The sequence below is a fragment of the Neptuniibacter sp. QD37_11 genome, assembly GCF_047778105.1.
In the GTDB taxonomy this organism is placed as follows: domain Bacteria; phylum Pseudomonadota; class Gammaproteobacteria; order Pseudomonadales; family Balneatricaceae; genus Neptuniibacter.
In genome coordinates this window covers 1,553,986-1,578,627 of the sequence record NZ_CP180552.1, presented here as the reverse complement: position 1 = coordinate 1,578,627, position 24,642 = coordinate 1,553,986, and the positions used below count along the sequence as shown (strand labels likewise).

The following is a 24,642-nucleotide window of genomic DNA, read 5'->3' as shown; positions in this document are numbered from 1 at the left end:
GACCATCTGCATACTTATAACCTTCATAGGTTTATGGTAAAACAAGCGACACATTGACAAAGAGTCTAGAGAGCCCCAGCGCTAAAAGCGCTCAATAACGTTAAATAGCTCTCTATTGTAGGATAAGAACTAATGACCGATACACGTGTTGAAGATTTAAATATCGAATCAAATAGCGTTCTGATTTCCCCAGATGCGCTTAAGGCTGAAATGCCAATTTCTGAGAAAGCAGCTCAAGCAGTAATGCAAGGCCGCTCTGTTGTTCGCGATATTCTTGACCGTAAGGACCCTCGTTTATTCGTTGTTGTGGGCCCTTGCTCTATTCACGATACAGAAGCAGCAATTGAGTATGGTAAAAAGCTGGTTGAGCTTCAGGAAAAAGTTAAAGATTCCTTATATCTGGTTATGCGCGTGTATTTTGAAAAACCACGTACGACAGTAGGCTGGAAAGGTCTTATTAACGACCCAGACCTAAACGACTCTTTCGAGATCGAAAAAGGCCTGCACACTGCACGTAAACTTCTTTTAGATCTATCTGAAATGGGTTTGCCACTAGCAACTGAAGCACTAGACCCAATTTCTCCACAGTACATGCAAGATTTGATCTCTTGGTCAGCAATCGGCGCACGTACTACTGAGTCTCAGACTCACCGTGAGATGTCTTCTGGTCTATCTTGCGCTGTAGGTTTCAAAAACGGTACTGATGGCGGCCTTGAGGTTGCTACAAACGCACTTAAATCTGTTAGCGCACCACATCGCTTCCTAGGTATTAATGAGAGTGGTCAGGTTTCTATCGTACACACTAAAGGAAACCAGTATGGTCACGTTGTACTTCGTGGTGGTGGCGGTAAGCCAAACTACGATTCTGTAAACGTAGCGCTTTGTGAACAAGCACTAGATAAAGCAGGCCTAGCAAACAACATTATGATTGATTGCAGCCACGCAAACTCAAGCAAAGACCCAGCTCTTCAGCCGCTTGTTGCTGAAAATGCGACCAACCAAATCATTGATGGCAACAAATCTATTGTTGGCCTGATGATTGAAAGTAACCTTGCTTGGGGCAACCAGTCTATTCCTTCAGATCTAAGCGAGCTTAAATACGGCGTATCTGTAACAGATGCTTGTATCGACTGGGAAACAACTGAGAAGTGCCTAGTTGAGATGAACGAGAAGCTGAAGCCTGCACTAGCTAATCGCTAATAGACTCTGAATTCTACAAAAAAAGCGCATAGGGTAACCCATGCGCTTTTTTTAGTTTTCGGAGAGAATATATACCTCTCCATCACCGTCAAACTCTAATTGCTCTTGCGGCATTTGCCCTCCAAGTCAGATTAAAACCAAATACAGTTTGCCTAATCTCACTTGAATTCCCTATACCGACTTACCCATATACCTAGATCATAACGTCAATCTATCTGGCTCTGCATGACCTATCTGCGTTAGCATCTCCACGAACGCTGGGTTAAAGCGATAGCCGCTTTCACTGTTCATACGGCTAAGCGTTTTCGCGACCGCGATTTTTTGCTTATGATCCTTCCTTAAGCGCAGATAATTTTGCTGATAGAACTTCAGCATTGAGAGAATCATACTCCCCGCTGGAATATCATCTCCTTTTAGACCAAACGGTCCTCGGCCATCATAGCGCTCAAAACTACATTCAATCAGTTTTGAAGCGGCTAGCCATTTACCGCCTAGCTTTAGAAAGCCAGCTGATAACTCAACCTGCTCTCTCGCTTTGGCTTTTTCCCATTCAGCCGATTCAAGGCCGATATCAAATACAGGCGACGGGACAAATTTGCTTCCTAAATTCTGAAAGTTGAACGCAGCCAACAATTGCTCCTCAATTTCAGGATGAGACAATTGTTGATTGAGCATACAACCTATTGCAATTAGCTTAGAGAGATCGCCTTGGTGCTGGATAGATTTTGACTGGAGAATTTTTGCGACCTGGCCCATGAAAGCGAGGTCATCAAAGTCTTTTAGCTGCTCTTGCGCCTCAAGCTTATCCAACACGCTCTCATTTATACTCTGAGTGGCTGTAAGAATGCCTGAGAAGCTTTCTAAGGTTGCTTGAGTCACTTTGTCGCGTGATGATTGGCCAGACTGATAAACCTGCAGCACACCCTTTTCTAGAAGCTCAATATCCGTCGGACTCACATCACGACCACTGATTCTATCTGCGACCAATTGCTCCAGACGGGTAAAAACAAAAGCGATAAACTCACCCTGTATAGGCGTATAGGGAAGCTGTGCTTTTCTGAATTGATCAACCAAATCTTCGAGTCTATGGCAAACGTCAGCAATACTATCGAGAAACACCATATGACAGTTGCCTTTAACTGAATGCACCGCCCTAAACATTTGATTCACAATTTCAGGGTCGAAATTACAGTTTAAGGAACTAAAACAGTGATCCAATTCCTCCATAGCTTCCTTGAAGCTAGAGTAGAACTCCGTTTTCAGCTCATCACTCAGCTGCTGAAATCCTTGATCATTTGCGTCCGACATTCTTCACCATTTCAATTAGCCACAAAAAAAGGATAGCAAAGCTATCCTTTTTTATAACACATTCTGGAATGCTTATTCGTCCGGCATCGCTTTAGGTTGATCTGTGTTCTCATAAATGAGAATAGGATCGTTGTCACCCTCGATAACGCCCTCATCGATCACAACCTTGCTTACATTCTCCATAGAAGGCAGCTGATACATAATATCTAGCAATGTCGCTTCCATAATAGAACGCAAACCACGTGCGCCTGTTTTACGCTCAAGCGCTTTACGTGCAACCGCCTTTAAAGCAGCTTCACGGAAATCAACTTCAGCGCCTTCCATATCGAACAGTGCAGCATACTGCTTAGTCAAACTGTTCTTCGGCTCAGTCAGAATCTGAATCAACGCTTCTTCATCCAGTTCAGCAAGTGTGGCTACCATTGGTAGACGACCTACAAACTCAGGAATCAGACCGTATTTAACCAGATCTTCTGCTTCTAGCTCACGAAGGCTGTCAGAAACCGTTTTCTCTTCATCTTTGCTCTTAACAACAGCGCTGAATCCGATAGAACCTTTTTCTGAACGATCACGAATAATCTGCTCTAGGCCAGCAAATGCACCACCACAGATAAACAGGATATTAGACGTGTCTACCTGCAAAAACTCTTGCTGAGGGTGCTTACGGCCACCTTGTGGAGGAACAGAAGCAACCGTACCTTCAATCAGCTTAAGTAACGCCTGCTGTACACCCTCACCCGATACGTCACGCGTAATGGATGGGTTATCAGACTTACGTGAAATCTTATCGATCTCATCAATGTAGACAATACCAAGCTGAGCTTTCTCCACATCGTAATCACACTTCTGCAGAAGCTTTTGAATGATGTTTTCTACATCTTCACCAACGTAACCTGCTTCAGTTAGCGTAGTCGCATCAGCAATAGTGAATGGCACATTCAATAGGCGTGCTAGCGTCTGAGCAAGCAGGGTCTTACCACTACCCGTAGGGCCGATAAGCAGAATATTACTTTTGCCTAGCTCAACGTCTGAATTGCTGCTCTTTTGGAAGCGTAGACGCTTGTAATGGTTGTATACCGCTACAGCAAGTACTTTCTTAGCGCGATCTTGGCCAATAACATATTCATCCAGAGCTGCACTTAGCTCTTCTGGAGTCGGCAGATGATCGCTCTCTTCCTGAGGCTCTGCTTCTTGTATTTCTTCACGAATGATGTCGTTACATAGATCAACACATTCGTCACAGATAAAAACGGACGGACCAGCAATTAGCTTACGTACTTCATCCTGGCTTTTTCCGCAGAATGAGCAGTACAGCAACTTACCGCTGTCATCGCCATCTTTACCTTTGATTTCGTCGGTCATTCGACTTCCTCATAATTCTTTATCAGGGCTATACCCTATATTGCTACTCTGTTTCACATTTCAACCCTTATACAAACAAACAGGGTGAATCTTATGATTATAGTAACAATTTCTACTCAGGCTTAATCAGTGTTACGACGATCAAGCACTTCGTCAATTAAACCGTATTCTTTAGCAGCGTAAGGGTCCATGAAGTTATCACGATCTGTATCACGAGAGATCGTTTCTAGATCTTGACCTGTATGCTCTGCTAACAACGTATTCAATTTATGACGAATACTCAAAATCTCTTTGGTATGAATCTCAATATCAGTTGCCTGACCTTGGTATCCACCTAACGGCTGATGAATCATTACACGAGAGTTAGGTAACGCAAAACGCTTACCTTCAGCACCACCGGCTAGCAAGAATGCACCCATACTTGCTGCCTGACCCAAACACATTGTGCTCACGTCTGGCTTGATGAACTGCATAGTGTCATAGATAGACATACCAGCAGTTACAGATCCACCCGGGGAATTAATATAGAGATGAATATCCTTATCCGGGTTCTCCGCTTCTAGGAACAGCAACTGCGCAACAACCAGATTAGCCATATGATCTTCTACAGGACCTACAAGAAAGATCACACGCTCTTTTAACAGACGGGAGTAGATATCGTATGCACGCTCACCACGAGCCGACTGCTCTACTACCATAGGCACTAGACTACTCAAAATATCTGAGCCACCTTTACCAAAATCCGCCATGTATCACTCCTTAAAACGGAAACAACCTAAACACAAGCACTCGATAATACTACGTTGATTAATTCAGGCAATAGCTTTAACCAACAACACTGCATTTATCATGCGCTAAAAACAAAAAAACGACAGCCAGCTTTCGCTAACTGTCGCTTTTACAGTAGTGACTTTTACGTCAGAAGAGCGTTAATTAAGCTGCAGCACCCTGCTCTGGCTTAATTGCATCTTCGTAGCTAACAGTAACGTCTGTTACTGTAGCAGCTTCAAGTAGGTTATCTACAACCTGCTCTTCAAGAACTAGACCTTTGATCTGACCTAGCATCTCTTCGTTACCCATGTACCAATCGATAACTTGCTGAGGATCTTGGTAAGTTTCAGCCATCTCTTCTAGTGTTTCTTTAACACGAGCTTCGTCAGCTTCTAGTTCATTTACTTTGATCACTTCTTGCATAAGAAGACCGATCTTAACGCGACGGTCCGCCTGATCAGCAAACATTTCTTTTGGAAGCATGTTTGGATCCATATCAGAATCTGGACCCGCAAACTGCATTACCGCTTGACGACGTAGGTTGTCGATTTCGCCATCGATTAGTGCAGCTGGTACTTCGATTGGGTTAACTTCTAGAAGCTGAGTGAATACAGCATCTTTAAGTTTCATTTTAAGAGCCTGCTTAAGCTCACGCTCCATGTTCTTTTGAACTTCAGCGCGGAAAGCTTCTTCAGTCTTCTCTTCTAGACCAAACTTCTCGAAGAACTCTTCGTTTAGCTCAGCAAGAACCTGCTCAGAAACAGTGTGTACTTTTACTTTGAATACAGCGTCTTTACCTTGAAGGTTTTCAGCTTGGTATTCTTCTGGGAACGTAACGTTTAGCTCAACGTCTGCACCTGCAGTAGCGCCCGCTAGACCGTCTTCGAAACCAGGGATCATTGAGTTAGAACCTAGAACAAGGTCCATGCCTTCGCCTTTACCACCGTCGAATGCTTCACCGTCGATGAAACCTTCGAAATCGATGCGTACGCGATCGCCTTCAGCTGCTGCGCGCTCAACTTCGTTCCACTCAGCTTGCTGCTTGCGAAGCGTTTCAATCATCTGATCAAGATCAGCATCGTTTACTTCAGCTGCTTTCTTTTCGATCTCTACTTTAGAGAAATCAGCCAGAGCGATCTCTGGGTAAACTTCGAATTTAGCAGTGTATTCAAGGTTTTCACCTTCAACATCTTTTGTGAATTCGATTGCAGGCGTGCCAGCTGGGTTGATCTCTTCCTGCTGAAGCGCTTGGTAGAAGCTTTCCTGAACCACTTGGCCAAGAACTTCTTCACGAATACCTTTACCGTAACGCTGCTTAACAACTTTTACAGGTACTTTACCAGGACGGAAACCGTCGATACGTACTGTACGTGCAGTCTGCTGGATACGCTTGTTAACATCCTGATCGATGCGCTCTGCTGGTACGGAAACCTTCAACAGGCGCTCTAGGCCAGAAGTCGTTTCAACGGAAACTTGCATGTAATGCCTCACAAATAAAATGCTTGAATCAATAATCTTCAACAGACCGACGTATTGCTAACGCTGCTTGATCTGCACAGCCGCTCGTAAATTTCGAGCAAAATCAAAGCGCGAAATTCTCCGGCAAGCAGCTTAATTAGTCAAGTTTAGTAAGCAAAATAACGTATAAGAAATGAAAATTATTATTAGATAGATCACTTAGATCAACAAATAAGCTAGAAATGGCTTTTTAAGCAGAAAAGCACAAAGAAAAATAAAATTAAGGTAATTATTAGCCAGAAGCAGCTTTTAAGATAAGAAGGAATAAAGATCAATCAATGGTGCGGACGGAGAGACTCGAACTCTCACACCTCGCGGCACCAGAACCTAAATCTGGCGTGTCTACCAATTCCACCACGTCCGCAGATAGATCTTTTTTACACATAGCTTGAAACTGATTACACCAAAACAACGCTTCGTTGTAAATGGTGCGGACGGAGAGACTCGAACTCTCACACCTCGCGGCACCAGAACCTAAATCTGGCGTGTCTACCAATTCCACCACGTCCGCAATCTATGTGTATCGTTAATGGGGTGGATAATGGGGCTCGAACCCACGACCGCCGGAATCACAATCCGGAGCTCTACCAACTGAGCTATACCCACCATAACGATCGTTTTTGTGTAGTACATGGTGCGGACGGAGAGACTCGAACTCTCACACCTCGCGGCACCAGAACCTAAATCTGGCGTGTCTACCAATTCCACCACGTCCGCAGACTACACAAGAGATTCAATGGGGTGGATAATGGGGCTCGAACCCACGACCGCCGGAATCACAATCCGGAGCTCTACCAACTGAGCTATATCCACCATCAAATCTCTTTCTAACAAATGGCACGCCCACCAGGACTCGAACCTGGAACCTACGCCTTAGAAGGGCGTTGCTCTATCCAGTTGAGCTATAGGCGCCCGACTCATTTGTCAGACCTCAGACTTTGACCTCAACTAGCGTCTAGCGCTTTGTTTTGGCCGCCTCGTCTTGAGGAGGTGCGCATAATATACACCCTAAATTTTGCCGTCAACACTTTTTTTATCTTTTATTTCAAAAGTTTTAGATTGATCATCTAACAACCAATAATTGGCTATTTATCAAGCAGTTATCCCATTTTTAGCTATCAAATTGATCCGATTGATGCTCTAGCCATCACTTTCACCTTTTTCGATGTAAATCTACGCCTACCCTCTTACATCTCAATTACTTGTGCCTACTTATATAGCTAATTAACAAAAGGCGCTTGGACGAAATACTCAACCATGAGAGAATTCACCCCAGATAAAACTTAATAAAGGACCCTCCCTTTAAATGAGCGCACAGATTATTGATGGCAAGCAAATTGCCGCAGATGTTCGCCGTCAGGTTGCTGAAGGTGTTCAGCAGCGAATCAACGACGGTAAAAAAGCTCCTTGCCTAGCAGTACTACTTGTAGGTATGGACCCAGCTTCTCAGGTTTATGTTCGCAATAAGAAGAACGCTTGTCAGGATGTAGGATTTGAATCCCGCTCTTTTGACCTACCTGCAGAAACGACTCAAGAGGAATTACTGAATCTTGTTGATGAACTAAACCAAGACGATTCAGTTAACGGCATCTTGGTACAGCTTCCTCTACCAGAACATCTAGATGGCAATGAGATCCTTGAACGCATCCGCCCAGAAAAGGATGTTGATGGATTCCACGCTTTCAATTTAGGTCGTCTAGCTCAGCGTATGCCTGTTCTTCGCCCTTGTACTCCAAAAGGCGTTATGACGCTACTTGAATCTACAGGTCAAGATCTACATGGTATGGAAGCAGTCGTAGTCGGTGCATCTAACATCGTTGGTCGCCCTATGACGTTAGAACTGCTTCTTGCGGGTTGCACTGTAACAACAACCCACCGCTTCACTAAAGATCTTGAAGCGCACGTTCGCCGTGCCGATCTTGTAGTAGTTGGCGTTGGCATTCCCGGCCTTGTCAAAGGTGAGTGGATCAAAGAAGGCGCTACCGTGATTGATGTAGGCATCAATCGGCTTGAAGATGGTCGCCTAGTAGGCGATGTGGGTTATGAAGCTGCGGCAGAGAAAGCTGGCTTCATTACCCCTGTCCCAGGCGGTGTAGGCCCAATGACCGTGGCTACACTTATGGAAAACACTTTAGAAGCAGCAAACAAGCAAGACGCTTAAGTTTGTTACTCAATAAAAAAGGCAGCCTAGGCTGCCTTTCTTATTTCCGCTAGTAACCGGCTCAGGCTTCCCTAAACCAAGTCGTACCTTCGCGGCTATCTTTTAGAATAATGCCCTGTTCTGCCAACTCATCACGAATACGATCAGACTCTGCGAAGTTTTTCGCTTTCTTCGCTTCCGCTCGCTGAACAATCAACGCTTCGATTTCATCAGAGCTAAGCTCGCCCTCTTTGTCTTCACCTTTCAAGAAGGCATCAGCATCTTGCTGCAGCAAACCCAGAATAGAACCTAGACGCACCAATTGACCGGCAAGCTTACCTGCCTCTGGTGAGTTTTCACGTGTAGCTTTGTTCAACTCATTCACAAGCTCAAACAGAACTGAGATCGCTTTTGGCGTGTTGAAGTCATCATTCATCGCTTCAACGAAACGCGCATCAAAATCATTCACTGGAGCTTCATCAGAAATTTCAACACCACGTAGTGCTTGATAGAAACGCTCCAACATCACACGCGCTTCTTTCAAGCTATCTTCGCTGTAATCGATATACGTACGGTAATGAACACGCGCTAGGAAGAAACGAACAACTTCAGCGTTGTATTTTTCCAGCACATCACGAATCGTGAAGAAGTTACCTAAAGATTTAGACATCTTCTCAGAATTCACGCGTACAGGGCCTGCGTGCATCCACGTATTTACATAAGTACAACCGTTTGCAGCTTCAGATTGTGCGATCTCGTTTTCATGGTGTGGGAATGGTAGATCTGGACCACCGCCATGAATATCAAATGTTGGGCCAAGGCAGCATTTAGACATCGCTGAACATTCAATATGCCAACCTGGACGACCTAGCCCCCATGGGGATTCCCAGCTAACCTCACCCTCTTTCGCAGATTTCCACAATACGAAATCCAACGGGCTTTCTTTAGCTTCATCTACTTCAACTCGAGCACCTGAACGTAGCTCATCAACATTTTTGTTGGTTAGTCTGCCGTACTCTTCAAAGCGTTCAACTCGGAAGTAAACATCACCATTGGATGCTGGGTAAGCAAAACCCTTCTCTACCAGTGTTTCGACTAGAGAGATGATATCTCCAATATGCGCAGTCGCTCTTGGTTCTTGCGTAGGACGAAGAACAGCAAGTTTCGCCTCATCTTCATGCATGGCTGCAATCATACGCTCAGTTAGCTGATCAGGCGTTTCATCATTTTCAGCTGCACGCTTGATGATCTTGTCATCTACGTCAGTGATGTTGCGAACATAATCAATATCCCAGCCCTGCGAGCGAAGGAAACGAGTAATAACATCAAATGCGACCATCACACGTGCATGACCAATATGACACAAGTCATAAACGGTCACTCCGCAAACGTACATTTTGATTTTGCCTTCTTCTAGTGGCTTAAACGGAGCTTTTTCTTTGGTCAGTGTGTTATATATTTGAAGCATAACTCGTAACTTTATAATTTCGAAAAATAAAAAGGGCCGCTAGTATAAATGAATTAGCACTCTGCGGCTAAGGAAACTCGGTAGGGACAGTTAAATTTAGCTCACCCACACCCACATCCAATAAAAGGCTTTTCTCAGTACTCAGCACTAAACGCCCATTCTTCTCTCGATCCCAAACCAAAGCTTCCCACTGAGCATAAGGCTGAATATAGGTCCGGCGCGCCTCTTCCCAATTCGGAGCATCTGTCACAGGAACAACCCACAGAAAAGAATGTCCAAAAATTTTCTGCTTGGCATAGCCCAATAAAGCCAACCTTTTAGTAACAGGGTCGTAGTCAGCAGCCGTCACCAAACCTTTCACATCAAAACGCTCAGTCAATGTTACAGATTGCTCTGCTTTACTTTTATCGAGTTTATAAAGATGGGTTTGTTCGTTTTCTCTATTCTTAGTGAAAAGCCATAGCTCGTCGTTGACCACTGTTAGCGCTTCACAATCTAAGTTATGACTTTTCGGAGCAACTTTCGCTGGTCGATCAGCATAGTGAAACTTCAATATTTCAGGAGAGACAACACCTCCCGCTCTAGTAGACTCTAAGTCCTTCCAAGCAACTTTATAAATCTGCAGTTCAATACGCCTGCCGCGATTATTACCGCAGTCCGCTATGTAGAGAAAAGACTCATCTTGTGCAAGTTCTTCCCAATCGATATTTTTTGCATTCCCTACTTTGATTACTTTGACAATGTTGTGCTGCGCATCCAGAGCATAAAGATAAGGCCCATCACCACTATCATTAATGGTCCAGAGCAATTCCCCCTGAGAAGCGAGGCCTGATGTTTCTTGCACACGATCGGGCCATACAGTGTAATTCTCTATAACACCATCCCAACCTTTCGCTTTCGAAGCATGCGCTTTTTCTACCACTTGCTGCTGACCGCAGCCCCAAAGGAAGAACGAAAGTAAAATCACTGCTAATAACTTCATTTTATGGACCTAAACCTCAAGAGATAACCCAGATTAAGTGCGGCATCACTACAGAAAAATATAGTCACACTGTATATGACTAGACCTTTGGTATAAAAACTGTAAGGATTCGACAATAAGTAGAAAAATTAAACAGGATGTACCAGAAATGGATAACGATCAATTTGGCCAGCAGGATCTTGGCCCTTCCTTAACACCACCCAATACTCCTATGAGTACCCCTGTGGCGGAGGGAAGCCAAATTGCATCGCAACAGCTTTCAATCCTTTCTGCTCTTCCTCACCCTGCTTGGATCAAAAATCGTCGAGCTGAGTATCTCTACGTAAACGATGCCTATGCTGAGTTACTCGATATGCCTGCAAAATGCATTAAAGGCAAAACAGATCGACAACTTTTCCCTAAACACCTTCATGCTCAACTGGTTGATTCTGATGCTCACGTGTTTTTATCACAAACACATGTCGAATTAGAAGGACTACGCCTTAACCCCGATTGTCAGCACAGTTATTGGTTAAGCAAAGCACCACTCAAAGACAAACACGGCAAGGTCAGTGGCATTGTTGGATTAATGAAACGATCCGTTCAGCCTACCACTGACCAACTTTCTATCTGTAAGCTCGCTGAAAATGCGATTCAGCAGAGCAATGAAGCGGTTGTCATCGCGGATATCGATTTCAATATCACCTTAGTTAACCCTGCATTTGTTAGGCTGACCGGTTTTAACGAACAAGAAGTTATTAACCAACCTGCCAGCGCAATCAATGCTACATGGTTAGCGCCTGAATTTATGGAAAGCATCAATAGTAATTTGCAATATAAAGGCTATTGGGAAGGTGAAACGTGGAGCCGAAAAAAAGACGGACAGCTGTTTAGTGAAAAAATTAAAATCTCCGTTGTGCTCAACCAAGAGGGCGAAAGAACCCACTACATTGGCCAGTTCTTAGATAATACTGAGCAAAAACAAGCCCAAGAAAAGCTTGAGTTTTTAGCCTTTCACGACCCTCTTACAGGTTTAGCTAATCGCGCGCTGTTTTTGGATAGAGTAACTTGCGCTGTGCAACATGCACAAAGAAACAAAACACTATGTGCTGTTATCTATCTCGATCTTAACGAGTTCAAACCCCTCAACGATAAATATGGCCACCCTTTTGGCGATAAAGTACTGACCATCGCCTCCCAACGCCTTAATACTGCAGTACGCAAAGTTGATACTGTCTCTCGTCAAGGGGGGGATGAGTTCGCAGTTTTATTAGAGGATACAGCCTCAATTGAAAGCGCTGTACTTGTATCGCAAAAAATCATTGCGTCTTTAAGACAGCCAATGATGATAGATGATATTGAAGTATGTATCGGTGCTAGTGCCGGTATTGCAGTGTTCCCAGACCACGGCAAGGACGGCGGGAAACTGATTGGTAACGCCGATAAAGCGATGTATGCCGCTAAGTTTCTTGGTGGTAACGGCTATTACCTTTATAAATAGTGTTCAATTCTCTCTTTAAACCGTAAGTTATTTTGAAAAGATTCCACATCAGGTCTAAAACTACACTATGACCAAAATTTTGGAATTTAGGTATGCCTTGTCCTGATTCAGGCAATCCTTGTAGTGCTCATGAGCAGAAGCTACTCGATGAGATTGTGCATACTTACCCTCAACCAATTATTGTGATCGATAATGATCACAGGGTCATTATTTGGAATAAAGCCTGCGAAAAAGTCTTTGGCATTCCTGCCAAGGCTGTTCTTGGAACAAAAGATCAATGGAAAACCTTTTATCCTGCACCTCGTCCTATATTGGCTGATGTAGTTTTAGATGATGACAAAGAGCAGCTTGAGCAGTTTTATCCTGGCCTTCATCGAAAATCTCCGTTTATCGAAGATGCTTATGAAGTTGAAAGCTTCTTCCCCAAACTTGGCAGTAATATTGATAGATGGCTCTATTTCACGGCAAAACGACTATACGATGAAGATGGAAATATAGTTGGCGCTATTGAATCTTTAATTGATATAACCCAAAGAATGGAGGCTGAAGCGGAGGTCAAGCAACTAAACGACGCCCTCTCCGACCACTCGCAAAAGCTCGAAGAAGCCAATGAAGAGCTCAAAGCCACCATGCTAAAACTGGCTAATACGCAAAAGCTAGCTTCTCTGGGCAAATTAGTCGCAGGCATTTCTCATGAACTAAACACACCCATTGGCAATATTCGTACAATCAGCACAGCCTTAAGAGCAGATACTAGTAGAATCCAAGATCAGCTTAATTCTGGTGAAATGACTAAATCAGCCTTGGAGAGTTTTTTAAGTAACGTTCTAGAGTCTACTGATTTAATAGAAAAAAGTACCGCAAAAACTGCCGAGCTGATTTTAAGCTGCCAACAAATATCAACTAATGACAATCAATACGATCGAAGCCAACTTGATTTAAGAGCATTAGTTGAGGAGGTGTTAAATCGGCAAACTCAAACTCTCGCCAGATCAAATATTATTGTGGAGAATCTAATACCCCATGATATTTCTATGAATAGCTTTGCTGCACCTATACAACAGATCTTTGACAATCTGATCAACAATACCCGAATGCATGCATTTGACGACCAACAAACGGGGAAAATTAAAATCTGTGCCCAACTCTGCGATAAGACTATAACACTAATATTCAGTGATACTGGCTGTGGCATTCCAACTAAAAATTTTGCCAAAGTCTTTGATCCCTTTTTCACCACTAAATTTGGTCAAGGTGGCAACGGTCTAGGGCTCTATATAATATTCAACTTAGTCACGGGTGTATTAGGTGGCAGTTTGGAACTTCAATCTCCTGATGATGGAGGATTTGAATTACATATTACTCTTCCCTGCACTTCCCCTTATGCGCTCACGGCAGAAGATGACACTTACTACATTTAACCGTTTTCATATCCAATTATTTTCATGCTGAAATCTTTTTTCAAAACGACCGTTTAAATTGAATAAAAATCAGTCACATTTAGAAACGATGTCCAATACTTATATGTAAGGAGAAATTAAAAAAACGGACGGAAAACTTATGCAAGTGACATCGACCAAAAACAAACCGCCGCAGAATGACCCTCAACTACAAGACATCAACAAACAGGTTTACCAAACCAGTTTTCAACCTTATCCAGAGACATATTCTAACGTCAGCGCAAGTTTCACCGATCTTACTTTGTCTCCGCCTCTGGCTCAGGTTTATGAAGAAGTCATCATGCTACTAGGCCATGAGCTAAAAAATGAAACAGGCAATACTTTTATGGGATCTAATCCTGCCCCTTCAGGCAATGTAGCCCCGCAGGAATATGCCACAGCTACTCTTGAATATATAACTCAGCAATTTCCTCTATTTCGCAACGCACTACCTGAGTTAAGTGAAGAGCAATCATTAGACCGCTTTATTAACTTGATAAATGAATCAATTAATCGGGGAGCATTAACGGCTGTTGAGCAACTGGAAGAGGTAGCAATTAGCGACGATGATGAACTCAATGAACAAGTCGACCTTTACCGAGAGTATTGCTTAGAAGGGATTGAAACCTTTATTCATAGCTTCGGTTTCTGTTTTGATTCTGTTGAGGATGAAGAGTTTACCTCCAATATCCAAGCAGCAGATGAGTTTATCGATGATGAGCTGCTAGATAAATTACTGACATAAAAAATGCCGCCTAAGCGACATTTTTTTAAGTGTTCTTCTCAATTAATGCAGTTCGTCATATTTTTTACGAATAGCGGCTAATTTTGGCTGAATATCTAGAGGCGCATAATTCATCGCTTGTTCAAAAAGCTCTTTATTCTCCTCAGACAGTCTCTCTTCCTCACTCATCTGAGTGAGCTTTTCCATCGCTTCGGTAAATTTAGGGTGTATTTTATCGGTAGTCATGACCAACCCTCCTCAAGACGTTCTACATTTAGGCAACTTAGCATGAAATTTCAGCTAAACCTTACTGCTATTCTAGCAATGCTCCTGCTATACAACAGCACAATTTTGACATTTAAAACTACTATTAGTGCATTTAGATGACAAGTTCAGAATTTAGCGTGGCTTTACGCTCTTCATTCTTTGCTTCTTACTACTCGGTTTACCCCCTACACGCTTCTTAGCTGGCTTAGCAAAGGACTTACCTGCTTTTGAATCTTGTCGTCTACTACTCGCATTCTTGTGCTTACTCGCCGCTTTTGATTTCACCGCAGGCTTTTTAGTAGTACCTCTGCGATTGGAGTTAGAACTCTTCTCTTTCTCAGGGATCAAACATGAGTCGCGCTCACCAATCAGGTCACTGTGACCCATTTTCGGCAGTACCTGACGTAATAACGGCCAGTTCTCAGGGTCATGGTATCTAAGCAATGCTTTCTGAACTTTACGCTGCTCAGTATTCTTCGGTGTATAGAGTTTTTCACTCTTGTAGGTCACTTTTTTAAGTGGGTTTTTATCCGAATGATACATCGCCGTCGCCAAGGACATTGGTGATGGATAGAAAGTTTGTACCTGATCTACTTTGAACTCATTCTTCTTCAACCAACGAGCAAGGTTAACCATATCCTCATCTTCGCAGCCCGGATGAGCCGCTATGAAATAAGGAATTAAGTATTGCTTTTTACCCGCCTCACGGGAGAAACGATCAAACATCTTTTTGAATGCATCGTAAGTTCCCATGCCTGGCTTCATCATTTTAGATAGTGTGCCATCCTCACTGTGCTCAGGCGCAATCTTGAGGTAACCACCTACGTGATAAGTCACAAGCTCTTTTACGTACTCTGGGTCTTCTACAGCTAGGTCATAACGCAAACCAGAAGAGATCGAAACTGTATGTACACCCTCTACCTTACGCGCCTTACGATATAACTCAGTCGTAGGGCTATGATCGGTATTCAGGTTCTTACAGATGGTTGGATAGACGCACGAAAGCTTACGACAAGAAGCCTGAATATCTGGATCGTTACAATTCAGGTGGTACATGTTTGATGTTGGGCCACCTAAATCAGAGATAGCACCAGTGAAACCCGGTACTTTCTCTTTGATATCCTCGATCTCATTGATAACCGATTCATGGGAGCGGCTCTGAATGATACGGCCTTCATGCTCAGTGATAGAACAGAAGGTACAGCCACCAAAACAACCGCGCATGATATTGATCGAAAACTTGATCATATCGAATGCAGGAATTTTTTGGTTCCCATAACGTGGGTGCGGAATTCGCTGATAAGGCAAGCCAAACACCTTATCCATTTCTGCCGTTTCTAAAGGGATTGGCGGCGGGTTAACCCATAACTCTCGATGACCATGCTTTTGCACCAAAGCGCGCGCATTGTGCGGGTTTGCTTCTTGATGCAAAACACGTGATGCATGAGCATACAAAGCCGGATCTTTAGAGACTTTTTCAAAAGAAGGTAAGCGAATGTAGGTTTCGTCAGGTAGCTTCTCTTTACCTTTTAGCGGCGCAGGAATAACTCGCAGAGGTTGAGGTTCATCGGCCCTAGACGCGTCTTTTTTATCGCAGGTAGCCGCATCCGTATATTCATAAGGATTTGGTAGCTGATCGATGTATCCCGGCCAATCAATACGGGTTGAATCAACCTCAATATAATCAGCAGGTAACGCTGTTTTTAGGATCGCCGTCCCTCGAAGATCTTGAATTTCTTCAATGGTTTCGCCATTAGCTAAACGGTGCGTAAGCTCAACAATAGCTCTCTCCGCATTACCGTAAAGCAATATATCGGCTGTCGCATCCAGTAAAACCGAACGACGAACTTTATCGCTCCAGTAATCATATTGAGCAATTCGACGAAGACTTGCCTCAATACCGCCAAGCACTACAGGCGTCTCACGATAAGCCTCTTTGCAACGCTGGCTGTACACAATAACCGCACGATCCGGCCTTTTACCGCCCATGCCACCAGCCGTATAAGCATCATCATGACGCGTACGTTTATCGGCGGTATAGCGGTTGATCAAAGAGTCCATGTTACCAGCCGTGATACCAAAATAGAGATTTGGTTGGCCTAGCTCTTTAAAGGCATCAGCACTGGTCCAATCAGGTTGACTGATGATACCTACCCTAAAGCCTTGTGCTTCAAGTACACGCCCCATCACTGCCATGCCAAAACTAGGATGATCTACATAAGCATCGCCGGTGACGATAATGACATCACAGCTATCCCAGCCTAATGCATCCATCTCTTCTCTTGAAGTTGGAAGAAAAGGCGCTGGCGCATAACATTCAGCCCAATATTTAGGGTATGAAAACAAGTCAGGAGCAGAACGAGGCATAAAACGAGGCTACTTGAATATGAAATTAGGGTCTATTTTCCCAGAAAGGTAGGTATACGCCCAGTGAAAAATTCTTAATATGGAAAATATTCAATGAAAGGAAGGCTATAGCTAAAAACTACAGCCTTATAAAGATCAAACAGAATAGTTTATTTACGTACTAATTTAGCAGCCTTTTTCTGTAAGGCTTTCTCTAACTCTTCGGCATAAGTAACTATGCCATCTTGGCTTTCGAACGGACAAACTACAACTGCGAAGCCATCTTCTTCTAAACCTGGTGTCCAACGCTCATGCCAAACAGAGAGACTAATCGCTTCCGGTTTACACTCGCTCCACTCTTCAGTTGCCCAAGCTTGTGCTAGCTCTTCTGACGGCCAAACCGGCACACAGTCTTCATCGTCTGTGTTTAACATCACGCAACCGTATTCATCTGTCAAAATCCAAATCTGCTCATTAGTTACAGATTCCGCTATAAAGAAGCTATAAAGCTGCTCTTCGTTATATTGTTGCAATTGTTCTAACGATGGAGAATGTGAATCGTTTGACATACAAGCCTCAATTACGCGTGTTTCAGACACACTTACAAAATATTGGGTCCATTATACCTCACAGTCTCTGTAATAATCCTAAGATATTTAAGGCTCACTAGATACAACCGAATCATCTCTCAAAAAAAGTTTGCCATTACTCGATATCAATCTGCCAACTCTTTTTGAATATGGATGATATCGTCTAAGTGTTGTTGAAATACCAGAATCAACTTAGGATCAAATGCTTTACCAGATTCTTTTACTATGTAATCTGCTGCTTCCTTATACGACCAAGCCTCCTTATAAGGCCTCTCACTTACCAAAGCATCAAAAACGTCAGCAATAGATGTGATTCGTCCTTCAATCGGTATTGATTCGCCGTTCAGGCCGTGCAAATAGCCATTCCCGTCCCATCTTTCATGATGTGTAGCTGCAATACTTCGCGCTAATTGTATAACCAGAGCATCGTTACCAGATAATAGGTTATAGCCATGTGCAGTGTGTTGTTTCATGATCCTCATCTCTTCTTCATCCAGGGGACCTTTTTTTAATAGAATTCTATCTGGCACACCTACCTTACCTATATCATGAAGGGGCGCTGCTTTTTCAAGCATATAAGCTAGGTCAGCTGGCAGCCCTGCACCCAAAGCAAGGATCTGGCTAATTTTGCCCACCCTTAGAACATGCTTGGCTGTTTCCGTGTCTTTATACTCCCCAATCATCCCTAATAATTGGATGACATTCTCTACTGTCTTGTCTAATTCTTGCGTCCTATCTTGAACCAGTGACTCTAATTTAGTTTTTTCAGATGAAAGTACCTTATGTGCATTTGCGATTTTTAAGGTGTTATTTACTCTTAGGCAGATTTCAGCTTGATCAAACGGCTTATTCATAAAGTCATTTGCACCATTCGATAAACTCTTATTACGAAGATCTGCTCCGGTAGAACCCGTGAGTATAATGACAGGGAGTTGATCCATCTCCCAGCGCTGACGAATTTGATACAACACTTCAAAGCCATTAAGCCCTGGCATTTCGAGATCTAACAATATTAGATCGAAATCTTGCTGTTCAAGTTGAGGTAAGACTTTTCGAGGGTCGGTTAAGGAAGTAATGGATGTATTACGGACTTCAGTTTCGATTAACTTGCTTAGTATCAAAACGTTTGTAAGAGAGTCATCACAAATCAATATTTTATGATGATTAACATAGCTGTTCATGCGTTTAGTCCCTTAATGCACATTACAAATTTCCATATATCCAGCTTTGTTAAGCTGATTGGCCGTGTATTAGTGGAAAACTAATAAATTTCATTTCAAACGGTTACAAACACAGTCTAGCTTTCAGCTTTCGTTTGGCAAAAAAATAAAAAGTTAAAAAAACATAATAACCATGTTAAATGAATGGAATTCAATTTATTGAATTTACGTCTAGCGACGTTCAATTATAAGTACACTAAAAACAGTGTATTGGGATAAGAAATCTAGAGGCCTGCAATAAATTGTGGCCCAGTCTGCATGCCTAAATTTCATTTAGAACCCAGATCTTTGAATTTGAAAACTTGCGGACATAATGAAGGTTCGCACCTTGATCAACAGATAAACTTGATCTGATCAAGTTTGAGCTGCCAAGCAGCTCTCAAAATGCTAGTATCCGCGATATTGATTACCCAGTGCCGTAATTATGCATCAAATATCATTACGAGCTACCTGTAGAGCAGGAATGTAGTACGGTTCTCCCCTATCTCCTAAGGCCTCGCAACGTTCAGTGTGATGCCCATAGCTCCAATCAAACACTATGACTGCGTGTTAAAAGTCGCTCTTTAAAGATCGACCTGAACGTTTTCGCGCAAATAATGCTTTTCCTTAAGAGATAAATAATGAGCTTTAATGAACTTGGCTTGTCGAGCCCTATTCTTGATGCAATTAATGCAAAAGGGTATTCAACTCCTTCCCCTATTCAGGAGCAGGCAATCCCTGCAGTCATAGAAGGTCACGACCTCATGGCTGCCGCACAAACAGGTACTGGTAAAACCGCAGGCTTTACTCTTCCGATTTTAGAGAGATTAAGCCACGGTACACCTGCTAAACGCGGGCATGTTAGGGCGTTAATTCTTACCCCAACCAGAGAACTTGCAGCTCAAGTAAACGATAGTGTAGAAAGCTACTCAAAGAATTTAGCCATACGTTCGACCGTAGTTTTTGGCGGCGTCAAAATAAATCCACAAATTGCCAAATTAAGAGGCGGTGTCGATGTTTTAGTAGCGACTCCCGGTCGATTAATTGATCTGCATAATCAAGGTGCTGTTAAATTTGCTCAACTAGAAGTTCTTGTCCTAGATGAAGCTGATCGCATGTTGGATATGGGCTTTATTCATGACATTAAGAAAATCCTGAAGTTTTTGCCTTCACAACGCCAAAACCTTCTATTTTCAGCGACATTTTCACCGCAAATCAGGAAATTAGCCCAAGCCTTTGTCTCTAATCCAGTAGAGATTTCGGTCACCCCGGCCAATTCCACAGCGTCAACGGTTAAACAGTGGATCTGCCCAGTTGATAAAAAGCAAAAATCGCAAATTCTGAGCCAATTAATCAAAGACAATGATTGGCATCAAGTGCTTGTATTCTCCAGAACTAAGCACGGTGCTAACCGCTTAGTTCGTCAGCTAGAAACTGCCAAAATCAGTGCTGCTGCCATTCATGGTAATAAAAGCCAAGGCGCGCGAACCAAGGCCTTAGCTGAGTTCAAGAGTGGCTCTGTAAGAGTTCTAGTTGCAACCGATATCGCTGCAAGAGGAATTGATATTGACCAATTGCCTCAAGTAGTGAATTTCGATCTACCTAATGTGCCTGAAGATTATGTTCATCGTATTGGCCGTACAGGTCGAGCAGGTGCAACAGGTCAAGCCGTTTCACTGGTAAGTGCTGATGAATTTGATCAGTTACACGCGATAGAGCGTTTAATCGGTAAAATATTAGACAGAGAGATCATCGAAGGTTTCGAACCGGTACACGCTCTACCAGCCTCAGATTTAAGCAAAAAACCGGCTCGTAAGAAATCAAATAACAGTAACAAACCCAAGCAAGCTAAAGGCCATCGTGACGGCCAACGCTCAGGGGAGAATTCCCGCGGGCACAAACCTCAGGGCAAAAACAAATCACACAAGACAAGTGAAGGTTCGAATAAGCGCAAAGGAAATAGTGCTAAACCTAAAGGGCAGAAGCCAAATTCACAGTCTGAAGGTAACAACAAAAAACGCAGACCTAAACGCCCAGCATCAAATCCTTGGGGCAACCGGACCTAGAAAAAGAATCAGGCCAGTTAATACTGGCCTGATTCATTTTGATGGTTCATTTTAGTAGATCAATTTATAACGGCTCTTTGAAATACTGTGCGATCCATTGATAGATTGTCTGTTTGGTGACTTTTTCAAACGCTAAGCTTTCAAAGTCACCTTCAGGATCTGAGTCCATACCTGCAAATTGGTAACTCACAATGTCAGGTTGTTGATCATGCAAGATAACAATGATTCGCTTACGCGTTCTTAAACAATCAATCGTCATCACATCCGCAGGTATACCCTGCTTTCGCATATTCTGGCTTACACCAATGAGTGGGTCTATATCCGCAAAATCACGCTGAATCGCGGTATGCGCATCTGAAGCTAGCTCCCAGATCGTCTCTAATTGTTTACTTAATGAACCCATTACTTACTCAATCAATTTCTGCGGAAGAATTAGCTGATGAAAACTCTATGAACTTATCAGCAGGCAGTGGTTTGGATAGTAGATAACCTTGGAAGCAGTCACAACCCAATTCAACTAGGGTCTCTTTCTCTTCTAGGGTTTCAACCCCTTCAGCAATGACCAATAACCCTAAACGATCGGCTGTCGCCAGAATAACTTCAACAATAGCTGCTTCTTCAGATTTAGAGCGAAGACCGGTTACAAAAGAGCGATCTATTTTAAGAATATCCAACGGCAAATTCCGAAGGTATTTAAGCGAAGAGTACCCCGTACCAAAATCATCAATCGCAAAAGAAACCCCTTTACCTTTAAGGAGTTTCATCTTGTGGCTTGCTACTTCAAAGTTATTAAGCAGCATATTTTCGGTAATCTCTAATTCAACAGCATCGCCTGGAAGATCAAATTCATCCATTAAGCTGATCACCTGATCGACAAAATCCACCTGCATAAATTGCATAGGACTAATATTGATTGCAAGACGCTGAAAGCTCTCAGGTAAACCTTCGGCACGCCATTTCGCCAAATGCTTCAGACCTTCTCTTAAAACCCAATTGCCAATCTCAACAATCTGGCCACTCTCTTCAGCAACCTGAATAAACCCACCCGGGAAAATTAGCCCCTTTTCCGGGTGCTGCCAACGAATAAGCGCTTCAGCCCCGATTATTTGACCATCCTTACAAATCTGAGGTTGGAACCATAAAACAAATTGATTGGATTTAAGCGCTTGATGAAGCCCCTTCTCCACTTCCAATCGTTCCTGCGCCGTAGATTGCATCTCAGGATCATAGAACTGGAAACCATTTCGCCCCATCGCCTTAACTCGATATAAGGCAGTATCTGCCTGACGAATAATATCCTGAGCTGAAGCATCAGATGCAGGGAAAACAGCGATACCTAGGCTAGCAGTACAGTAGAGCGTATGCCCCTCGATACTGAACGGCTCTGACATAACTTTTAAGACTTCTTGAGCTACATGGGCAGATACATCAGCGCAGACGTCTGAAGAGCTACCCGTTTCGGGTAAGAGAATTACAAACTCATCGCCGCCAAATCGCGCGCAAGTCGACTCAATCGGTAGAACATGGGTTAAACGTTGCGCGATGTTATTCAGCAATTCATCACCAACACCATGTCCTAAGGAATCATTAATCGTTTTAAATCTATCTAGGTCTAAAAACAGTACTGCGCCAAAACTATGATTAGCCTGATGCAATTCAAGCGATGCTGTCAGCCTGTCTAAATATAAGCGACGGTTAGGCAACCCGGTCAAGGTATCGTAAAAGGCTAACTCATGGATCTGTTTTTCTGCTTGCTTACGCACCGAGATATCTCGAGCAACAATGAGCAGGTACTCATGAGACTGAAGGGATAATTTAATGGCTCTCGCTTCTACCGGAAAGACCTTACCATTGGCGTTAATCTGGAGATCTTCAAAGGTAGTGACCTGAGTATCACTAATACCTTCACAAAGCTGCAGGTATTCATCAAATGAGTAGTTTTTGCTGTAATCTGCAAGTTTAGTATTGCGGAGCTGCTGTTTAGATAGCCCTAAGGTGCTCGCCCCTTGGTTGTTGACACGAAAAATAGTGCTGTCCAGTTCACACAAGAACATAGCGTCCCCGGCGTTATCCATTATAGAGCGAGAGAAGTGCTCACTTTCAGATAACTCAGCCACCATCTTCGTTAATTTGTCAGTAACTGCCTCACGGTCTTTCCAAAGCCCAGAAAAACTCCGAACCAAGTCACCTAGCTCATCCTCTGCCGTGTATGGCAAAACCGAACTTTTACCTTCCGAACGTAGTTCATTTACCCATTTTGCTGTTTGCACTATAGGTCGGGAAAGATAGCGATAAATCAATAACAAAATAATCGCTGCCAAAGCAACGCTATGCATCAAGCCTAAAAATAAACTATTGATTGCACGCTGGCTGAAACTATTAGCTACATGGATTGTATCTAATTCAACTATCAATCGCGCTCGTTCGTTGCCTGAATTAACAGAAGCCAAATCCAATTCCATCTCTATATAACGATTCAGATCGAATAACTGCTGGGCGGGCAACGATAAAAAACTAGAACTCAAGGTCTGATCACGTCTATGTTCAGCTAAAGTTTCACTGAAGTCATCGATCAACTGGGCATGGTAAATTGTGGGGTAAGAGATCAGTGAAGATGTGACCTCATTCGCCTGAAATGCATTCAAATTATAAACGGCTTGGGTCGCTGTATCGCGATACAGGCTAATGATGCGTTCAATGTCCTCAGTGGTATTTTTTCTCACCTGCTGGAGATCTAAATAGATCTGCAATCCGGTAGAGAACACACCCAACAGCAACGCAATAATCAAAATAAAACGTGCTTGTTTGAGAGCAATTTTACGTCGTAAGTTTAGACCCATAAAATGATGTTTTGCCATTAAAGATAGCGGTCGTAAATAGCCTGATATTGTCCGTTGCTTTTGATCAAACGTAGACCTTCATTAAATTTTTCTAGAAGAACTTCCGCTTTCGGATACGCTTTACTCAAACACAAATGATACTGCGTACTGTGCATCCCTTTCAGGCGCTTAATCTTGATTTCATCCTGCAAACCTAGTTTTCGCGCACGGTAATTTGTTACTAAACCCGCATTATAGAAAACATCTACATTACGGTAGATTAACGAGCGGATGCCACTATCTACATCAGGCACTACAGAGTGGGCTATACCCGCTTGCTGTAACTCCTTCTGTATTCCCCAACCATCTACTACAGATACAGAAACCTCTCTAAGATCCTCAAAATTGACGATATCATCATCAGATCGATCTAGACGCATCACTGCAGATTGATTTGCTTCGCTCAAAACATCGCTAAACAGAATAAATTGATCTCGGCCTGCCCGTTTAGAGCAAGTGACGGTCCCAGCCATACGACCATGACGGATGCTTTTTAATATCCTCTTCCATGGGGCCGTTTGTATATCCGCATTAATACCTACCGCAGCGAAAGCCGCCTGCGTAACTTCCACATCAATGCCACTGATAGCCCCCTTTTCATCGATCAAGCTATAGGGAGGATAATCAACCGTATAGAGCTGAACCGTCTGGTTGGCGATTCCAACCTGCGGTAAAAGCAACGCTGCTACAAAGATAGCCAAACGGTTAAATAACTTCACTGTCACAACCTCCATATATTGAACAACCCTGTAACAGAATGAGTTAATTTAAACATATCTTGATCAAAATAGGAGCGACAATAAACAAACTCATCTACAGGTCTAAACCAAAACAAATCAACAACAGTAAAGCTTTAACAAAAGCACTTTGCTATAACTAAATCATTCAATCTGACTAGCGGAA

At 43.1% G+C, this 24,642-nt stretch carries 19 protein-coding genes and 6 tRNA genes; 6 read left to right on the top strand and 19 right to left on the bottom strand.

What is annotated here, in order from left to right; genetic code table 11:
• Positions 1 to 132: 132 nt before the first annotated feature.
• Entirely contained in the window at positions 133 to 1,200 is a 1,068-nt protein-coding gene (locus ACMXYT_RS07170) for a 3-deoxy-7-phosphoheptulonate synthase (RefSeq protein ID WP_415900951.1), read from the top strand.
• 198 nt (positions 1,201 to 1,398) lie between these two features.
• Here the strand turns inward: ACMXYT_RS07170 and ACMXYT_RS07165 are convergent, their stop codons facing one another.
• The 10 genes from ACMXYT_RS07165 to ACMXYT_RS07120 form a co-directional block, all read right to left on the bottom strand.
• Positions 1,399 to 2,508: an Hpt domain-containing protein gene (locus tag ACMXYT_RS07165; RefSeq protein ID WP_415912100.1), complete on the bottom strand. Its 1,110-nt coding sequence runs from the start codon at positions 2,506 to 2,508 to the stop codon at positions 1,399 to 1,401.
• 72 nt (positions 2,509 to 2,580) lie between these two features.
• Positions 2,581 to 3,870 carry an ATP-dependent protease ATP-binding subunit ClpX gene (clpX, locus tag ACMXYT_RS07160; protein WP_415884404.1) on the bottom strand — a complete coding sequence of 430 codons (1,290 nt, stop codon included), beginning with the start codon at positions 3,868 to 3,870 and terminating at the stop codon, positions 2,581 to 2,583.
• 122 nt (positions 3,871 to 3,992) lie between these two features.
• Positions 3,993 to 4,619, bottom strand: coding sequence for an ATP-dependent Clp endopeptidase proteolytic subunit ClpP (clpP, locus tag ACMXYT_RS07155; RefSeq protein ID WP_415884403.1), 627 nt, complete (start codon positions 4,617 to 4,619; stop codon positions 3,993 to 3,995).
• A 184-nt stretch (positions 4,620 to 4,803) separates the two neighbouring features.
• The gene (gene tig / locus ACMXYT_RS07150; protein WP_415884902.1) at positions 4,804 to 6,120 is read right to left on the bottom strand and encodes a trigger factor; all 1,317 of its coding nucleotides are present in this window, start codon (positions 6,118 to 6,120) and stop codon (positions 4,804 to 4,806) included.
• 318 nt (positions 6,121 to 6,438) lie between these two features.
• A tRNA-Leu gene (locus tag ACMXYT_RS07145) sits at positions 6,439 to 6,523 on the bottom strand.
• 62 nt (positions 6,524 to 6,585) lie between these two features.
• Positions 6,586 to 6,670, bottom strand: a tRNA-Leu gene (locus ACMXYT_RS07140).
• Between the two features lie 19 nt (positions 6,671 to 6,689).
• Positions 6,690 to 6,765, bottom strand: a tRNA-His gene (locus ACMXYT_RS07135).
• A 26-nt stretch (positions 6,766 to 6,791) separates the two neighbouring features.
• Positions 6,792 to 6,876: transfer RNA gene (locus ACMXYT_RS07130), tRNA-Leu, on the bottom strand.
• Positions 6,877 to 6,896: 20 nt separating this feature from the next.
• A tRNA-His gene (locus tag ACMXYT_RS07125) sits at positions 6,897 to 6,972 on the bottom strand.
• 22 nt (positions 6,973 to 6,994) lie between these two features.
• A tRNA-Arg gene (locus ACMXYT_RS07120) sits at positions 6,995 to 7,071 on the bottom strand.
• Between the two features lie 394 nt (positions 7,072 to 7,465).
• Between ACMXYT_RS07120 and folD the strand changes: the two genes are divergently transcribed.
• Entirely contained in the window at positions 7,466 to 8,320 is an 855-nt protein-coding gene (folD, locus tag ACMXYT_RS07115; protein ID WP_415884401.1) for a bifunctional methylenetetrahydrofolate dehydrogenase/methenyltetrahydrofolate cyclohydrolase FolD, read from the top strand.
• 61 nt (positions 8,321 to 8,381) lie between these two features.
• On the opposite strand, the gene cysS is transcribed toward folD, so the two are convergent.
• Positions 8,382 to 9,767, bottom strand: coding sequence for a cysteine--tRNA ligase (cysS, locus tag ACMXYT_RS07110; protein ID WP_415912099.1), 1,386 nt, complete (start codon positions 9,765 to 9,767; stop codon positions 8,382 to 8,384).
• Positions 9,768 to 9,834: 67 nt separating this feature from the next.
• Complete coding sequence (locus ACMXYT_RS07105) at positions 9,835 to 10,749, bottom strand: hypothetical protein (protein WP_415912098.1); 915 nt, start codon at positions 10,747 to 10,749, stop codon at positions 9,835 to 9,837.
• A gap of 148 nt (positions 10,750 to 10,897) precedes the next feature.
• Between ACMXYT_RS07105 and ACMXYT_RS07100 the strand changes: the two genes are divergently transcribed.
• The 3 genes from ACMXYT_RS07100 to ACMXYT_RS07090 all read left to right on the top strand — a co-directional run bounded on the left by ACMXYT_RS07100 (position 10,898) and on the right by ACMXYT_RS07090 (position 14,413).
• Positions 10,898 to 12,229: a diguanylate cyclase domain-containing protein gene (locus tag ACMXYT_RS07100; protein ID WP_415912097.1), complete on the top strand. Its 1,332-nt coding sequence runs from the start codon at positions 10,898 to 10,900 to the stop codon at positions 12,227 to 12,229.
• A 92-nt stretch (positions 12,230 to 12,321) separates the two neighbouring features.
• Positions 12,322 to 13,650, top strand: coding sequence for an ATP-binding protein (locus ACMXYT_RS07095; RefSeq protein WP_415912096.1), 1,329 nt, complete (start codon positions 12,322 to 12,324; stop codon positions 13,648 to 13,650).
• A gap of 139 nt (positions 13,651 to 13,789) precedes the next feature.
• Positions 13,790 to 14,413, top strand: coding sequence for a DUF5610 domain-containing protein (locus ACMXYT_RS07090; protein WP_415912095.1), 624 nt, complete (start codon positions 13,790 to 13,792; stop codon positions 14,411 to 14,413).
• Between the two features lie 42 nt (positions 14,414 to 14,455).
• Here ACMXYT_RS07090 and ACMXYT_RS07085 read toward each other — a convergent pair whose 3' ends face one another.
• The 4 genes from ACMXYT_RS07085 to ACMXYT_RS07070 form a co-directional block, all read right to left on the bottom strand.
• Positions 14,456 to 14,638, bottom strand: coding sequence for a hypothetical protein (locus ACMXYT_RS07085; RefSeq protein WP_415884395.1), 183 nt, complete (start codon positions 14,636 to 14,638; stop codon positions 14,456 to 14,458).
• Between the two features lie 153 nt (positions 14,639 to 14,791).
• Positions 14,792 to 17,026, bottom strand: a complete 2,235-nt coding sequence (locus tag ACMXYT_RS07080) for a YgiQ family radical SAM protein (RefSeq protein ID WP_415912094.1) — start codon at positions 17,024 to 17,026, stop codon at positions 14,792 to 14,794.
• Between the two features lie 149 nt (positions 17,027 to 17,175).
• The gene (locus ACMXYT_RS07075) at positions 17,176 to 17,574 is read right to left on the bottom strand and encodes a DUF2750 domain-containing protein (RefSeq protein WP_415900940.1); all 399 of its coding nucleotides are present in this window, start codon (positions 17,572 to 17,574) and stop codon (positions 17,176 to 17,178) included.
• A 146-nt stretch (positions 17,575 to 17,720) separates the two neighbouring features.
• A complete protein-coding gene (locus tag ACMXYT_RS07070) occupies positions 17,721 to 18,776 on the bottom strand; it encodes an HD domain-containing phosphohydrolase (RefSeq protein WP_415900939.1) in 1,056 nt (351 codons plus the stop codon).
• Positions 18,777 to 19,435: 659 nt separating this feature from the next.
• Between ACMXYT_RS07070 and ACMXYT_RS07065 the strand changes: the two genes are divergently transcribed.
• Positions 19,436 to 20,860 (top strand): DEAD/DEAH box helicase, encoded by a 1,425-nt coding sequence (locus tag ACMXYT_RS07065; RefSeq protein ID WP_415912093.1) that lies wholly within the window; start codon positions 19,436 to 19,438, stop codon positions 20,858 to 20,860.
• A gap of 64 nt (positions 20,861 to 20,924) precedes the next feature.
• Here the strand turns inward: ACMXYT_RS07065 and ACMXYT_RS07060 are convergent, their stop codons facing one another.
• Genes ACMXYT_RS07060 through ACMXYT_RS07050 form a run of 3 tightly spaced genes read right to left on the bottom strand, consistent with a single transcriptional unit; the run spans position 20,925 to position 24,458 of the window.
• Positions 20,925 to 21,263: a hypothetical protein gene (locus ACMXYT_RS07060; RefSeq protein WP_415912092.1), complete on the bottom strand. Its 339-nt coding sequence runs from the start codon at positions 21,261 to 21,263 to the stop codon at positions 20,925 to 20,927.
• Positions 21,264 to 21,270: 7 nt separating this feature from the next.
• The gene (locus tag ACMXYT_RS07055; RefSeq protein WP_415912091.1) at positions 21,271 to 23,718 is read right to left on the bottom strand and encodes an EAL domain-containing protein; all 2,448 of its coding nucleotides are present in this window, start codon (positions 23,716 to 23,718) and stop codon (positions 21,271 to 21,273) included.
• Positions 23,718 to 24,458, bottom strand: coding sequence for a transporter substrate-binding domain-containing protein (locus ACMXYT_RS07050; RefSeq protein WP_415912090.1), 741 nt, complete (start codon positions 24,456 to 24,458; stop codon positions 23,718 to 23,720). The genes ACMXYT_RS07055 and ACMXYT_RS07050 overlap by 1 nt, the downstream gene beginning before the upstream one ends.
• Positions 24,459 to 24,642: the final 184 nt, after the last annotated feature.